Source organism: Colwellia sp. 20A7, from assembly GCF_009832865.1.
Taxonomy (GTDB): domain Bacteria; phylum Pseudomonadota; class Gammaproteobacteria; order Enterobacterales; family Alteromonadaceae; genus Colwellia.
In genome coordinates this window covers 3,557,177-3,573,703 of record NZ_CP047130.1, presented here as the reverse complement: position 1 = coordinate 3,573,703, position 16,527 = coordinate 3,557,177, and the positions used below count along the sequence as shown (strand labels likewise).

Annotated in this window: 12 protein-coding genes; 10 read left to right on the top strand and 2 right to left on the bottom strand. The window is 36.3% G+C overall.

Annotated elements, in window-relative coordinates; all coding sequences use genetic code 11:
• Nucleotides 1–75: 75 nt before the first annotated feature.
• On the top strand, nucleotides 76–957 hold the full coding sequence (locus GQS55_RS15375; RefSeq protein WP_159821330.1) for an NAD(P)-dependent oxidoreductase: 882 nt from the start codon (nucleotides 76–78) through the stop codon (nucleotides 955–957).
• Between the two features lie 491 nt (nucleotides 958–1,448).
• The gene (locus GQS55_RS15370; protein ID WP_159821329.1) at nucleotides 1,449–1,667 is read left to right on the top strand and encodes a hypothetical protein; all 219 of its coding nucleotides are present in this window, start codon (nucleotides 1,449–1,451) and stop codon (nucleotides 1,665–1,667) included.
• A 77-nt stretch (nucleotides 1,668–1,744) separates the two neighbouring features.
• Here GQS55_RS15370 and GQS55_RS15365 read toward each other — a convergent pair whose 3' ends face one another.
• Nucleotides 1,745–2,479: a FadR/GntR family transcriptional regulator gene (locus GQS55_RS15365; RefSeq protein ID WP_159821328.1), complete on the bottom strand. Its 735-nt coding sequence runs from the start codon at nucleotides 2,477–2,479 to the stop codon at nucleotides 1,745–1,747.
• 344 nt (nucleotides 2,480–2,823) lie between these two features.
• On the opposite strand from GQS55_RS15365, the gene GQS55_RS15360 reads away from it, so the two are divergent.
• From GQS55_RS15360 to GQS55_RS15340, 5 genes are all read left to right on the top strand, one after another.
• A complete protein-coding gene (locus GQS55_RS15360; RefSeq protein ID WP_159821327.1) occupies nucleotides 2,824–6,117 on the top strand; it encodes a TonB-dependent receptor in 3,294 nt (1,097 codons plus the stop codon).
• Between the two features lie 95 nt (nucleotides 6,118–6,212).
• A complete protein-coding gene (locus GQS55_RS15355; protein ID WP_236559662.1) occupies nucleotides 6,213–8,477 on the top strand; it encodes a chondroitinase-B domain-containing protein in 2,265 nt (754 codons plus the stop codon).
• Between the two features lie 323 nt (nucleotides 8,478–8,800).
• Complete coding sequence (locus tag GQS55_RS15350) at nucleotides 8,801–9,196, top strand: cupin domain-containing protein (RefSeq protein WP_159821326.1); 396 nt, start codon at nucleotides 8,801–8,803, stop codon at nucleotides 9,194–9,196.
• A 2-nt stretch (nucleotides 9,197–9,198) separates the two neighbouring features.
• Nucleotides 9,199–10,497 carry an MFS transporter gene (locus tag GQS55_RS15345; protein WP_159821325.1) on the top strand — a complete coding sequence of 433 codons (1,299 nt, stop codon included), beginning with the start codon at nucleotides 9,199–9,201 and terminating at the stop codon, nucleotides 10,495–10,497.
• Between the two features lie 76 nt (nucleotides 10,498–10,573).
• The gene (locus tag GQS55_RS15340) at nucleotides 10,574–11,518 is read left to right on the top strand and encodes a sugar kinase (protein WP_159821324.1); all 945 of its coding nucleotides are present in this window, start codon (nucleotides 10,574–10,576) and stop codon (nucleotides 11,516–11,518) included.
• A gap of 276 nt (nucleotides 11,519–11,794) precedes the next feature.
• Here GQS55_RS15340 and GQS55_RS15335 read toward each other — a convergent pair whose 3' ends face one another.
• Nucleotides 11,795–12,412, bottom strand: a complete 618-nt coding sequence (locus GQS55_RS15335; RefSeq protein WP_236559661.1) for a hypothetical protein — start codon at nucleotides 12,410–12,412, stop codon at nucleotides 11,795–11,797.
• Nucleotides 12,413–12,620: 208 nt separating this feature from the next.
• On the opposite strand from GQS55_RS15335, the gene GQS55_RS15330 reads away from it, so the two are divergent.
• From GQS55_RS15330 to GQS55_RS15320, 3 genes are all read left to right on the top strand, one after another.
• Entirely contained in the window at nucleotides 12,621–13,442 is an 822-nt protein-coding gene (locus GQS55_RS15330; RefSeq protein ID WP_159821323.1) for a zinc-dependent peptidase, read from the top strand.
• A gap of 184 nt (nucleotides 13,443–13,626) precedes the next feature.
• The gene (locus GQS55_RS15325) at nucleotides 13,627–15,570 is read left to right on the top strand and encodes an AsmA family protein (RefSeq protein WP_159821322.1); all 1,944 of its coding nucleotides are present in this window, start codon (nucleotides 13,627–13,629) and stop codon (nucleotides 15,568–15,570) included.
• Between the two features lie 89 nt (nucleotides 15,571–15,659).
• Nucleotides 15,660–16,343: a DsbA family protein gene (locus GQS55_RS15320; RefSeq protein WP_159821321.1), complete on the top strand. Its 684-nt coding sequence runs from the start codon at nucleotides 15,660–15,662 to the stop codon at nucleotides 16,341–16,343.
• The last annotated feature ends 184 nt before the right edge of the window (nucleotides 16,344–16,527 follow it).

The following is a 16,527-nucleotide window of genomic DNA, read 5'->3' as shown; positions in this document are numbered from 1 at the left end:
TTAAATAGTAATCTGAGTTTTAGGTGAAATATTTCACACTCAGATAAACATAAAAAATATTTTTAGGAGTTAGATATGACAAAACCTACTATAGGTTTCATCGGCCTTGGCCTTATGGGCGGCAACATGGTTGAAAACCTACAAACCCGCGGTTTTCATGTAAACGTAATGGACCTTAATCAAGCGGCAGTTGATGCTGTACTTGCTCGTGGTAATGCGACTCAATTTACTTCTGCTAAAGAATTGGCTGCTGCTAGTGACGTGGTTGAATTTTGTCTTACAACTTCAGCTGTTGTTGAAAAAATTGTATACGGTGATGATGGTGTTTTAGCTGGTATGAAAGAAGGTTCAACGCTAATTGACTTTGGTACTTCGATCCCAGCATCAACGATTAAAATTGGTGCCGCACTTGCTGAAAAAGGCATTGGCATGATCGATGCTCCTTTAGGCCGTACTCCTGCACATGCTAAAGATGGTTTATTAAACATCATGGCTGCTGGTGATATGGATACTTTTAATAAAGTTAAATCTTTATTAGAAGAGCAAGGCGAAAACGTATTCCATCTTGGTAAATTAGGTGCTGGTCATACAACTAAGTTAATCAATAACTTTATGGGTATGACAACTGTTACTGCTATGTCACAAGCTTTTGCTATAGCAAAACTTGCTGGTGTTGACGGTCAACAATTGTTTGACATTATGTCTGCAGGCCCGTCTAATTCACCATTCATGCAGTTCTGTAAGTTTTACGCTGTAGATGGCGAAGAGAAATTAGGTTTCTCTGTTGCAAACGCAAACAAAGATCTTGGTTACTTTAATCAAATGGTTGCTGATTTAGGTAGTGAGTCTTTAATTGCTCAAGGTACTTCTGCAAACTTACAAGCCGCTGTTGATGCTGGTCTTGGTCAAAATGATGTACCAGTGATTTTTGATTATTTTTCTAAATTAGAGAAGTAATTCGAAGACTTTTATCAAAGTAATTTTGATGGGATAGTAGCTTGTATGACTATCTTTTAGCCTCTCATTTGAGAGGCTTTTTTTTGCCTAAAACAACCTACTTTTTAAACATTTTTAGTTATCCTCAATAATAATAAGCCATTCTGAATGATCACCGTCATCCTGAACTTGATTCAGGATCTCAAGCGTTATGCTGCTTTACGAGGAAGATTCCGTATTAAGTGACCAACGGAATGACGACGAATGTCGCCTGTTCTTATTATTAGGCGAATAAATTCGCCCCTACAGTGATGTCGATCACCTTAGCCTAACAATGTTTTTTGTTGGGGCGTATGTAGGGGCGACTTCAGTCGTCATCCTGAACTTGATTCAGAATCCCAAACGTTATGCTTCGTAGTGCATGGATTTGCTATCCTACGTACTATTCAACCATACGCGTGGGATTCCGTATTAAGTGACCTACGGAATGAGGTGGCAGGGTGAACAACGGAATGACAGTACTTTTTCGTCATTCTGAACTTGATTCAGAATCCCAAGCGTTATGCTTCGTAGTGCATGGATTCGCTATCCTACGTACTATTCAACCACACGCATGGGATTCCGTATTAAGTGACCAACGGAATGACAGGAATGGTGACCTATGGAATGACGGGTTCTTTCGTCATCCTGAACTTGATTCAGGATCTCAAGCGTTATGTTACATATTCTGAGATTACTTGCAAAACTTCAAAGGGAAAAAGGAGTTGCCGGCATAGGTAATTACCGGCAGAACTGGTTGGCTGCTAACTTATATGCCAGCGGTGTTAGGAATTGAATAAAGGCCGCGTTGTTCACTATTCTTGCGTTTTATTTCTTCTAGTGCTTTAGTTTCGGCTGCATCAAATAGCGTGTTAATAAGACGATTGAAGTGGCCATGCATTGCTTGACGAGCTTCTGTTGAATTGCCTGCTTCTAATGCATGATAAATAGCTTTGTGCTCAGCTAACGTTTGTTCATTATCGCGGCTACAAACACTATTATAATCGTCAATTATAGCTGGAGTCGAAGAACGCAAATCCCACAAGTTTTTCACGGATAAAATCATGGCAGCATTACGAGTACTTTTCGCTATAATACTATGAAATTCTTCATCAGCTGTGGCGATATTCTTCTCATTTTCCATATCGACAAGGGTTTTATGCAACTGTTTCAATTCAGTTTCAGTTATTGTTATTGCAGCGATTGCTGCAACTTCACCTTCAATAAGTGCGCGTGCTTGAGTTACTTCAAACGCATTCACTTTTTCGGCAGCACCTGCGATATTATCAGACTCAAGTACATAGACACCTGATCCTGTTTTAACTTCAATGCGACCTCTTACTTCTAATGCAATTATTGCTTCTCTAATGGTGGGTCTACTGACGTCAAAAGTTTGAGCGAGTTCACGTTCTGGTGGTAACCGACTTCCGGGTGAATAAGTGCCAGAGTCTATAGATTTTTCAATGTTTTCGACAATACGCCAAAACAACCTGCGATTGCTCATAATGATTCCTTAACAAATATTATAATGACTCATAAGAGTTATCTGTCCCATTATAATATCTATTTATATGGCTTTTGGCAAAAGCAAATCAGTAATTATTTACGAGTTTTTACTATTTTTGGTATAAAAGACTAATAAAGTTGCTAATAGTATTGGTATTACATGGTTTAATGTTTGGAATTAAATTGGTAAGCTAAGTTGGTAAAGTAAACTGGTTGACATAAAGGGTGTTAATTGGTTATATTTAAATTGATTGCAAACTAATATATCTAGAAAAAAATAGTAGCAAAAATCTTATAAAATATAAAACATAAAACAAATAAGCCATTAAGGGGAGATTAAAGGTGGAATTAAATAAAATCAGCTCGGCTCTTAAAGCTAGTAACATAGTAAATAATAGAGGAAAAGCCGCATTACTTACATCTGCTTTTTTGACTTTACTTAGTGCACCAGCTTTTTCCGAAGAAGCCCAAACAATAGAACAAAATAAAGCTACCAATTCAGCTGAAGCCAAAAAAACATCCTCTAACATTGAAGTGATAGAAGTAACCGGAATGCGCGGGACTATGACGCGCTCTCTTAGTGAAAAGAAGCATAACTCGGCGATTGTAGATGCTATTGCAGCGGCTGACTTTGGTGACTTACCTGGTCTTTCTTTATCTGATGTAATTGAAAATGTATCAGGTGCTTCAGGTCACCGTTTAAAAGGTAGCCAAAACGAAATTTCAATTCGTGGTTTAGGATCCTATTGGGGCTACTCAACGTTTAATGGTCGTACTATTACTAATGCAGGTGCTGGCCGTGCCGTTAATTTTAAAAAATTCCCATCTAATTTAGTTGATAAAGTTACTATTTATAAATCTCAACAAGCTAATTTAGTTGAAGGTGGTACCTCAGGCACTATCGATGTGAACTCTCTTCGTGCGGTAGATTACGGTAAAAGTAAAACTACTATAGAAGCACAGGCTGATTACAATGACTATTATACCGCGGGTGACAATCAGTCAGCGTGGGGTAATAAGTTTACAATTTCAACCGTCCATAGTTTTGAAACTGATTCTTTTGGTGCTATGGGATTCAGTTTGGGTTATGTAGAAAGTAGCTCTGCTAACCCAGAAGAAAATTATGGTACGAGCTCAACATTAGCCGCTTGTAGTTTTAGAGCAGCAGACGGTTCACCACTTACTACAAATAATGGTGATAATGAGCGTTGTGGTGATCGTGACTTAAACAGCAGCAACAATAACTTGCCTGATAATGATTCTATGGTGAGTCCTGGTCGTTCTGCTGATTTGGTTACTTTAGGTCCAAATGCTGATGCCGAAAGATTTGGTGTTAATGGTGCGGATCATTTAGCTAAATTTGATCCAGATTCAATCTTTTTTATTCCAGATGATTCATATTGGCGTACAGGTACTGATAAAGATGAACGTCGTAATATCGTTGGTACTTTTCAGTGGGTTCCTAATGATAAATGGGATATTAACTTCGATTATGCATACTCGCATTTAGAGTATACTGAAGATCGTATGGAGTTAGCCCAGGAACGTGGCAAAAATTTAAATGTTGATACCTTAATTATTGGCGATAACGGCACTTTACTTTATGAAGAAGGCGAAGGTAAGTTAACGCTACAAGGTGAAAATCGTAATCAAGTGGATAAATACGATGGTTACGGTCTTAATATCGATTTCACACCAAATGATAACTTAGTTTTATCATTTGACGCTTCTTATTCAAAATCTTACCGTTACCGCTTACGCCAACGTGCAAAATTCCGTCATGAATCTACAACAGCTTATTCATTAGATTCAAGAGGCACTGTGCCTAAGTTATATCTTGGTGACAGTGAACAAATTGAAAATGCTAACTTCTTCTATAAAGCTGAAGGTGGAGAGTTAGTACCTAATACCGATTATGCTGGTGCAGCATTTGACGTCAGTGATATGGCTAGTTTTGTTGGATCTGATGGTGGTGCTTATTTAGAGTATGGCCGTGAAAATGACGAACGTGAAGATGATATTTGGGCTGTAAAATTTGATACTCAATATTCTTTTGATGATTATAAAGTTGTTTCATCTATTGAAATGGGTGTTCGTTATTCAAGTGAACATTTATACGATTACTCAGAAATAGCTAATGCGTTAGAAGTAGATACTGGAGAACGTCGTCCGCTTGATGATAACTGGAACTCAGATGATCATGTAGATAGAGATGGTGCTAATAACGATTTCGATAGTTTATATCCAGAAGAACATGCAGAAGCGACAGCTAGAGCACAAGCTTGTGGTGATAATGGTCATAGCCTTGATGGCTTCTTTGGCTCTGAAGGTGGTGCTGCCGATGCAGGTAACTTCTCAACATTTGATTCTCAATGCATAATCGGTGCGTACTTAGGACAAGTAGGATTTAATACGCCTGAAGGCAACAACCCTGATATTGGCTTTTATGATATCGGTGAAAACCCAAATCAAATTGATGGTCAGTTAGTTGATGTTACAGAAAAAACGGCTGCTGTATACATGATGGCGAATTTAGATACTGAATTTGCAGGATTACCAGTAACGGGTAATGTTGGTGTACGTTATGTACGTACAGATACTGATTCTAAATCTTGGGGTGAAAAACCAATTCTAACGCAAACATTTAATGAAGATGGTGTTGAGCAGTGGAGCTATTCTTTTGAAACAGCTCAACTATTTTTAGATGATTCATATGACGAATGGTTACCAAGCTTAAATCTTACTTTTCATTTAAATGATGAATGGTTACTAAGAACTGCAGCGTATCGCTCAATGTCACGTTTTTCTTTGAATGCTATGTCAGCAGGCCAAACGGTTACTGATTGTAATTCTGCTGATACTAGTGAAAGTGCTCAATGTGGCGGTTATGACGAGCAAGTTGTTAGCGCAACTGCCCAAGGTAACATGATGAAACCATTTACCGCGAATAACTTTGATTTATCATTAGAGTGGTATCCAAGTCTTGATATGGCTGTTACTTTAGCGGGTTATTGGAAAAACTTTACTGGTGGTACTAATTTAGTAATAGAAAACCGTGTACCAACGGTAACGACTGTTAGCGCTGACGGAACAACGAATGAAGTAGAATATTCGCAATCTATTCCTTATAGCGTGAACCAAGTATCAGATGATGAATCGACAATTAAAGGCTTCGAATTAACCTTCCAAAAACATTTTTCTGAATTACCAGGTGTCTTGAGTGGTATTGGTATTAAAGGTGCTTGGAACCATGCCATTTCTGACTTTAGAACTGAAGAGCCAGCAAACTATGGTATTAGCCCAGACGCAAACATTATGGGTTTTTCTAAAAATGTCGCCTCAGGCTCTATCTATTGGGAAGGGGATAACTTATCTATGCGTTTAATGTATAAATATCGTTCACGTTACTTCCAACCAAATAATTTACCTTTCCCACACAAAAGTCACCGTTGGGTAGAGGATAGTGATTATTTAGATGCGGCTATTAAGTATAAAATCAGTAGCAATGTATCAGTATCGTTAAAAGCACTTAATTTGTTGGAAGAAGCGCAAGTGATGACCCGTGGAACAGGAACCGTTTCTGACTATTCTTATTCCGGTCGTAAATTCTTCGTTAGCGTAAAAGCAAGTTTTTAAGTTTAATCTATAAATATATCTAGTAGAGGTGGGATTCTTTTTTACTTATGTAATTGAGAATTCTACATTTTTAAGTTCTAGTTTTTGAGGTAGTTATGAACAAGTCTAAACATTTTCCAACCGTGATTTTTTCAACTTTTGTGATATTGAGTACTGTGTTTTGCCAACAAGTCATGGCGAAATCATGGTCTGTTAAATCGCAAGTTGAATATAAAAGTGCACTTGATAAGTTATCACCAGGCGATGAAATTATTTTGTCTAATGGTACATGGAATAACTTTGAAATTTTGTTTGAAGGTGAGGGGACTAAAGAAGAACCGATCACACTAAAGGCAGAAACTAAAGGTAAGGTTTTTCTTACGGGGCAATCTAATTTGAGATTAGCTGGAAAGCACTTAGTAGTAACCGGTCTTGTGTTTAAAGATGGTTATACGCCAAGTAATTCAGTTATTGCTTTTAGAAGTACTAAAGATAACTTAGCTTACCATTCACGTGTAAGCGAAGTGGTTATTGATAGTTATAATAATCCTGATAAAAGTGAATCAGATTATTGGGTAGCTTTATATGGTAAACATAACCGTTTTGATCATAGTTACCTTGAAGGAAAACAAAATAAAGGTGTAACTGTTGCCGTTCGTCTTGATAGTGAAGATAGCCAAGAAAATCATCATAGAATTGACCATAATTACTTTGGTCCTCGCCCTATCTTTGGTTCAAATGGTGGTGAAACATTACGTATAGGTACTAGCCATTATTCATTATCAAATTCATACACGGTTGTTGAAAATAACTACTTTGATCGTTGTGACGGTGAAGTAGAGATTATTTCAGTAAAATCAGCTCAAAATACGATTCGTAATAATGTGTTTTTTGAGTCAAGAGGTACATTAACATTACGTCATGGTGATGGTAACTTAATTGAAGAAAATGTGTTTTTTGGTAACGGTGTTGATCATACGGGTGGTATTCGTGTGATTAATAAAAACCAAATAGTTAGAAATAACTATCTTGAAGGCTTAACTGGTTATCGTTTTGGTAGTGGTTTTACGGTAATGAACGGTGTTCCTAACTCTAAGATCAATCGATACCATCAAGTGGATAATGCATTAGTAGAAAACAATAGTTTTATTAATGTTGGACATATTCAATTGGCGGCTGGTAGTGATGCAGAAAGAACAGCAGTACCAATTAACTCGACTATGCAGAATAATTTAATTTTTAACGAAAATGGTCAACAGCCGTTTACTTTATTTGATGATGTAAGTGGCATTGCTTTTAAAGGCAATATTGCTAATACCCTCGTTGATGAAAAAATTGCTTTAGGTGTTAAGCAGGAAAAAATAACCCTAAAACGTGCTGATAATGGCTTGCTTTATCCTGTTAACAAAACACTTGCAGCTAAAGGTTCTAAAAAGAGTCTTACTCCTACATTAAAATCAGCTACGGGCCCTAGTTGGTATCCTAAAATTGAAGGTGTAGTTGCTTTTGATTCAGGTAAAACAGTTCAAGTTAAAGATGAAGCCGATGCTTTGTTTAATGCTGTATTAGTCGCTAATGAAGGTGATGTTCTTGTATTAGCTGATGGTCAGTATGATGTAAGAAAAATGATCGACGTGAATAAAACGTTAACGATTAAAGCTAAAAATAAAGGTAAAGTAAAAGTAACTTTTCAACGCTCAACGTTATTTCAAATTTCTAACGGTGGCAGTTTAACACTAGATGGTTTAAATATTAGTGGTATGAATAGCCCTGATGCAGCAGGTAATACGTTAATTCGTACCCAAAAATGGGGTATGGTTGATAATTACCGTTTTGTTGTGCGCAATAGTAATATTAGTGCCCTTGATACTAATCATTCATTCCATTTCTTTGATTCAGGTAAAGGTGCTTTTGCCAACTACATTGAGTTAACCGACAATAATTTCACTCATATTACAGGTGACATTCTTCGTCTAAATAAAGAAATTGAAGATCTAGGCATTTATAACACTGAATATGCCATTGTAAAAAATAATACATTTAAAAATGTAGATGGTGCTTTAGTTAACTTATACCGCGGTGGTACGGATGAAAGTACATTTGGTCCTCACCTAGAAATGACAAATAACAAAATAGAAAATAGTGGTAAAGGCAAGCGTAATAAATCAGCTGCAAGCCTTTACTTACATGGCGTACAAGTTGTAAATATTGAAACTAATACTTTTGAGAATTCGGCGCCTATTATTATCGAACATACTGTGGGTGAACCTAAAACGTTAATTAAAACGAATACGTTCAACAATACTACTTCACCTAGTGTAGAAGAGTTACACGCTAAAGGTCCACACACCGCAGTGTTAGTAGATAACAAGCAATTATAATAATAGAGATTTGTGTCACTATTTTCTAAATTATTAAATATAAGACCAGTAATGTCTGTGTCGAAGAGTTGGATTGCTACACTCGTTGTGTGAACGAGTGTTAGCTTTAATCCGTTAGCTATTGCAAAAGCTAGCCTAATTTAGTGATAACGACTGCTGATGTTGAAATTAGTTTATCTGGTAATCAACATTACCTATTAGTAGCGTTCAATTCAGCTAAAACAGTAAAAAATGATCATAAAAATACATTTTCATTTAATGGCAAGAGAGATGAGTTTAATAGCCGTTGTGAATTATTAAAAATTAAATACTAGGGGAATAATATGAGTAAAGGTGAAGTTTTTACATTTGGTAATGAAGCAGAGATTGAAGACATTGGCGGCGGATTGAAGCGTCAAATGTTAGGTTATAACCATGAATTAATGGCAGTTAAAATTTGGTTCGCCGAAGGTGCTATTGGTTACAATCATGCTCATAGACACTCACAAGTTACTTATATAGTTGAAGGTGAGTTTCACTTTAATATTAATGGTGTAACTAAAATATTAAAAGCGGGTGATAGTTGTTTTATGGCACCTTACGATGATCACGGCGCAACATCTCCTACAGGTGGCATTCTAATTGATACATTTAGTCCGCCACGTGAAGATTTCTTACCTGAAGGCACATTTGATAACCTAGATATTGAAAAAGCCAACAGCAAGCCAGTAGGGAAATAGGTATGAAATTAAAAAACCTACGTTGGTGGGTAATTACTTTAATTGCCCTTGCCACAGTTATTAATTATATAGATCGTTCTGCACTTAGTGTGTTATGGCCAGATATTGTTGAGGATTTATTTCCTGATAAATCGGCATTAGAGCGTAAACAAATTTATGCAAATATTTCGATTGTTTTCATTTTATCTTATGCTTTTGGTCAAGCGATATTTGGTAAGATATTTGACTGGGTAGGAACAAGATTAGGCTTTGTATTGTCTATCGGTATTTGGTCTTTGGCAACAGCAGCTCATGCTATGGCACAAGGGGTACTTAGTTTTAGTATCTTCCGTGCAATATTAGGTGTAGCTGAAGCTGGGAACTGGCCAGGAGCAGCTAAAAGTAATGCTGATTGGTTTCCTACTAAAGAACGAGCCTTAGCACAGGGGATTTTTAATTCAGGTGCCGCTATCGGTGGTATTATTGCCATTCCTTTAATTGCTTATTTGACCGTGTTTTTTAGTTGGCAGATGGTTTTTGTTGTTATAGGTTTAGTTGGTTTATTATGGCTTATTCCTTGGATAATTTTAGTGAAAGCGCCACCAAAAAGTCATCCTTGGATTACTGACGAAGAACGTGAGTATATTTTAACAGGTCAGAAAACTGTTGACTCTGAAGGTGTGTGTGATGAAGAAGAATACAACCCATCTACAGGTGAACTACTTTCTCGCAAGCAAAGCTGGGGCGTGATCATTGCTTCTGCAGCAATAGATCCTATTTGGTGGTTATTCGTTTTCTGGATTCCTATTTACCTGAACGAAGTTTATGGTATGGATGTTAAATCTATTGGTATCTATGGTTGGGTGCCGTACGTTGGTGCTATGTTTGGTGCTTGGTTTGGTGGTCTTCTTGCGCAAAATCGCATAAAGGCTGGCTGGACTACAGATAAAACACGTAAATTGACAATTACTTTAGGTTGTTTAATTATGTTACCAGCGTTGTTAGCAATGGCTAACCCTGGTGGACCAACGATGGCTGTTATTATTATGGCTGTGATTTTATTTGGTTTCCAAACCGCTATTGGTAATGTACAAACACTTCCTAGTGATTTATTTGGTAAAAAGGCCGTTGGTACACTTTCTGGTTTCGCCGGTATGGCTGCCAAGTTAGGTGCTTTAGGTTTAACAGCGCTTGTACCTATCTTAACGGCTGATGGAAATTACACACCAGCATTTATTATTGGTGCATCATTAGCGGTTATCGCGATGGCAGCTGTTTGGATTTTGATTCCAAAAATTGAACCACTTAAAAGCATTAAGTAATTAAGTAAGTAATTTATACTGATTCAAATAAATGAATCAGTATAAATTTAGTTTAAATAAGAATAAGGCTTTATAGATGAAAAACATTTTTTTATTCGGCGAATGTATGATTGAGCTGATGACAGCTTCACAAGAAAAGTCATCAAGTACCATTAAACAGTCATTTGCCGGTGATGTTTTTAATACAGCAGTTTATTTAAAGCGTACTTTTAGTGATATAAAAGTAAACTTGGTAACGGCAGTAGGAAAAGATAATTTTAGCCAAAAAATGGTTCAATACTTTGAAGATGAGCAAATTGGTACTGATTTAGTTTTTCAATCAGAAAGCAAAATACCAGGCTTATATTCAATTCAACTTGACGATAAAGGTGAGCGAAGCTTTACCTATTGGCGCAACGATTCAGCCGCTCGTCAAGTTATGCAACATATCGATGATGAAGCAATAAATGTGTTATCTGAAGGTGATATGTTTTTCTTTTCAGGTATTTCTTTAGCTGTTATTGAGCCTGAAGCTCGTGCTGCTTTTTGGTCTATGATAGAAAAGTTGAAAACTGCCGGTGTTAAGATTGTTTTTGATCCAAATTATCGAGCTAGAATGTGGGATACCCCTGCTAAAGCGAAAGAGCAATTTGAACTAGCTTTTAGTGCTGCGGATGTTTTACTTCCTGGTGTTGATGACTTTGAACAATTATATGGAATAACAACCTCTCAAGAAGTTTATGAGTTTTGTAAGCCATATCAATTTGATGAATTAATCATTAAAAACGGCGAGCTAGGTATTATTTGTTATTTGGGAGAGCTTGCGTATGAGTTCTTTATCACGCCAGTAGATAATGTTGTTGATACTACTTCTGCCGGTGACTCATTTAATGGTGTTTATCTTGGAGCAAGAGCTAATGGCTCTAGTCTTAGTGAAGCGATAGAGCTTGCTTCTAAGTCGGCTGCTTTTGTTATCCAGCATCATGGTGCTATTGTTGAGCCGAATGCTTATCAGGCATTCATTACAGACTTGCTTAACTAACTCTCCGCTAATTAATAAAACACGTTATCAATTGTTTTTATACCAGTTTCATTAATTAAGTGAACAATTTTATACGTAGAAAAAATTGCCAAATACAAGGCATTTATTGCAATAACTAGTTGTTCTAATTATTAAATAAATAACGATGTAGTTGATGATTTTAGCAAGTAAAAATGATCACATAGCTAGTGAGATTGGTATTAGCTTGCTATAAACATTGATAGTAGTGAAAAGGGCTAAAATAATCTTATTTTAGCCCTTTTTTTATCGCTATTATTAATCTTTATAACCCCAAGGTACAGCAGGTGGAGTGATAGGCTTAGATAAATCAAAGTCGACTCTAAACTCTCTACCATCTCTAATTAATCTATAAGTAAATTGCTTTGGATAAATAAACATTTGCCATGTGTTACCTACCGATTGAGGAATACCTTGCTTTACAAAAAGCTCTTTAGAGTATTGATCGGCAGGGAAGGATTGTACTTCAGACCAACCAGCATCTACTGTATGACCGCCATACATAGTTGAAGCATCGTTGGTTCCATCTTTGTGGCGATGATCATGCTTTAACGATAAACCCGAACCTGTTTTCGTGATAATCCATGTTCTTGATGCGTCGTCACCAACATGAAACGGTATTTGAAGCTCAGAATCAGTACACTTGCGTACATGCATAACAAGCTTTTTATTGGCAAAACTATCACTGTTTGAGTTATCTTCAGTAACTTTTCCTTCAAACGCTTGTCCACAATATTGGCTAATATTAGTGAAATAGTCATCATGAGACTTGATTGAAACAAGCGGTGCTTCCGCTATATTTGCAAGGGCGCTTTGTTGTATTAATACTAATGTAAAAGTCGCTTTTAGTAATGATTTTCCTAACGTTGTAAACATAATCTATTCCTTTTAATTCATACAAGTGAGCTACTATAAAGAATCGATTCTATAACAACAAGTGCTTTTGAATTAGTCCTGTTTTTCTTTTATTTACTCCTAACTGTTATTTGTAAATTTTATTATTAAACCTAATTTATTGCTGGACTGCTTGATATTTAGCTCTTTTGTACCAATCTCATAGTAAAACCATTCATTGTATTTCATTATGTTGTCTTATTTATTACCAATTCTTATTGGTGTCTTACTTATAGGTTACTCAGTAGGTAAGCCTTATTGGCGTGATTATCAACGTAATAAAATAGCAAGCATGCCATTTAAAAAAGAGTGGCGAAAAATAATCCAACAAAGAATGCCTTACTTTAGGCAAATGCCAGCTGACTTGCAGTTACAGCTTAAACAGCACATTCAGGTCTTTTTGGCTGAGAAAAACTTTATTGGCTGTAACGGTGTTGATATAACAGATGAGATCAGGGTAACGGTTGCAGCTCAAGCTTGTTTATTGTTACTTAATAGAAAAACTGATTTTTATCCTAAATTACAAACGATACTTGTCTACCCTCGTGCTTTTGTTAAAAATCAACAAAGCAAGGATGTCAGTGGCGTACAATTTACGCAAAAAACGGTTTTAGCGGGTGAGTCATGGGACTATGGTAAAGTGGTTTTATCTTGGCAAGATACCATTGATGGTGCAAAAATACCTGATGATGGTCATAACGTTGTTATTCATGAATTTGCTCATCAATTAGATCAGGAAAACGGCCATGCTAATGGTGCGCCTATTTTAGAAAAAGGTCAGAATTACCAGTGTTGGTCTGATGTTTTTTCTGCACAATTTGAACAATTGAAAAATAATGTGGCGACTGGAACGCCGTCAATTTTTGATTATTATGGTGCTACAAACCCAGCTGAATTTTTTGCTGTTGCCAGTGAGGTCTTCTTCGAAAAAGCACAACAGTTTTCTGCTGAGCATCCAAAATTATACCAACAATTAAAGCAGTATTATCAAGTTGATCCTATTCATTGGTAATCATTCCTCACTATACATTGATAAGAAACTTACTAGATAAAGAGAGATAATCATTTAATCACGAATGCTTAAGTTGGTAGAAATACATTATTTCATTTTAATCGCTGACTTCAGTACGCAGTTTTACTATAGTAATACCAATTTGATTAAAGTTATTCCCAACTCAGCGAGAATTAAATAAATTATGCGAATATTCATAAAAATAATAGCAGTAATAGTAGTTATCATGGCTTTATTGATTGTAGCCGCTACACAGTTAATATCGACAGAAGATATTGTTAAGCAAGTTAGTATAAAAGTAGAAGAATCAACGGGTCGTTCTTTATCGGTAGATGGAGATAAAGAATTAAGCTTTTTCCCGTCATTATCTCTGGTTCTTAATAATGTGCGCTTTGCTAATGCTTCAGATGGTTCAAGACCTGATATGGCGACGCTTGATCAGCTGAATATTCATATACCCTGGCTATCAATATTCTCAGGGGAGTTAAATGTCGATAAATTTGTCATCGTTAACCCCAATATTTTGTTAGAAACGTCGGCTAAAGGAAAAGCTAATTGGCAGTTTGATATTGCCGATAGTGGTACAAGTGAGCAAAGCACAAGCAAAGATAAAGCAACAGCCGTTACTTTGCCTGAAAATTTCGATATTAGTCTTGGGCAAGTCGAAATTCAAGGCGGTAAGCTGACTATGCTAGATCATCAAAATAAAACAACGCAGATTATTGACCAATTAGATCTTGCCGTTTTACTACCATCATTAAAGCAACCCCTTCATGTCTCAGGTAGTATCCGTTATATGGATAAAGTGTTTGAACTGGAATCAAGTGTTACCACACCCGCAGAAGCTATTAATAACCAACCGTTTACTATAAAGCTCGCGTTACTATCTGAGCTTGCTAATGTTAACTATGAAGGTGAAATTAAAGAGCAAGGTCAGGACATTAGTGGAAAGTTATCAATTTCAGGTGATTCAGTTAAGGCATTACTACAGTGGCAAGGTATGCCATTGGAAGCTAAAGAAGAGGCATTTAATCAATTTTCTTTAGCAACAAGTATGCATTTTGCTAATAATAAGCTCACGCTAAATGATATCGCGGTAGATCTTGATAAATTAGCCTTTACTGGTTTGGCTGATATAACATTATCTGAGCCATTAATGGTTAACGGTAATATTGATTTAGGCATATTAGATCTTAATCCATACTTGCCTGAAAGTGCGATAGCTGAACAAGCAGCGTCTAATAATGATAAGGCCGAAACTAAGAGTGAACCCTTAGTATGGGATGATAGTGAGTTAGACCTATCTGCCTTAAGTTTAATTAATGCCGATATAAAGATTCAATCACGTCAACTTTTTGTACAAGATATTAAGTTAGGTGAGAACAAATTAGCAATTAAAACACATAACGGTAAAGCGACGATTAACCTAGTAGATTTTCAGGGATATGAAGGCCAAGGTTCAGGTGTTATCGAAGTTTCAACGAATAAAAAACCATATCAAATAACGACTAAGTTTGAGTTAGCAAAAATAAATGCAGAGCCATTACTTACTGATGCCGTGGGTTTTGATAAATTATTAGGTAAAGGACAATTATCTTGGAATTTATCTACTAAAGGTATTAGTCAACGAGACTTTATTAGCCAGCTTAATGGTGAGCTTGATTTTAGTTTTATTGATGGTGCCGTTAAAGGTGTTAACTTAGCCGCAATTGCTAAAAGTGCGACTAATATTATGTCAGGTAATTTGGCCGCAGTTAGTTTAGATAGTGATTTTAGTAATGCAGAAAAAACAGATTTTGCTGCTTTGCAAGGTACATTTATATTAAGTAATGGGGTAGCGAATACTAAGGATTTATCTTTAGATAACCCTTTTATTCGTGTATTAGGTTCGGGCGATATCGATTTACCTCAAACAAAAATGAATATGCAGGTAGTCACTGAAATGGTCGCGTCGGTTCAGGGACAAGCCGCGCAAGATGCAAGTTCAGGCGTTAAAATTCCGATTAAGATTTCTGGTCCATTTCATGATGTAAAAGTAAGACCTGATATAAGTTCAGAGGTAAAAGATAAAGTAAAAGATAAGGTAAAAGACAAAGTTAAAGATAAACTAAACAAGTTATTCGGTTAATTATGTATTGTAAGTTTGATAAAAAACCGTAGTGATACGGTTTTTTCTATTTGTGAATAATCACTCAATCAATTTGGTATGAAGTCGCTATGAGCACAACAATAAAGACAATCTTATATTATATTCACGATCCAATGTGTAGCTGGTGTTGGGGATATCGTCCAGTATGGAATACCTTGAAGCTTAATTTACCTGAATCAATTCAAGTGGAGTATGTTGTTGGTGGCTTAGCGCCAGACTCTGATACGCCCATGCCACTAGATCAGCAAAAAATGATTGAGGCGCACTGGCATACCATTGAAAAAAAATTGGGGACAGAGTTCAATTTTGATTTTTGGCGTAATAATACGCCACGCCGATCTACTTACAATGCTTGCAGAGCGGTTATTGCAGCGAATAATCAAGGCTATCAATTGCAAATGATTGAAGCGATCCAAAAAGGGTATTATTTACGTGCTTTAAATCCTTCAGATAGTGAGATTTTAATTGAGTTAGCAAGAGGTATATCAACCCAGGAAATAACTAAAAAAACAGCCAGTGAGGGAGATAAACCGCCAGTACTAGCATTTGATTTACCTCGCTTTACTCGTGACTTTAAATCAGAAGAAACCCAACAAGTATTAACTCATCAAATTCAACTTGCGAGAGCGTTAACAAATCAAGGTTTTCCTTCGCTTGTATTAGAATGTGACGGTGCTCATTATCAGATTCCTATTAATTATGAAGACTATCACGCTACCTTAACGACGATTAATAACGTGCTTGCTCAATAGTATATTCGCCTTTGATTAAGCAATAAAAATCAGAATAAAGTTATTTCTGACGGTGAAGGTGAAAAAACAACCAATTAAATTCAATATAGGGTATAGACTGGATAGATATTCCTGTATAATACGCGACCTTATTATTTGGACTCTGCTTGTTATTTTAATCGGCACTAAATCTCTGTTGGCACTA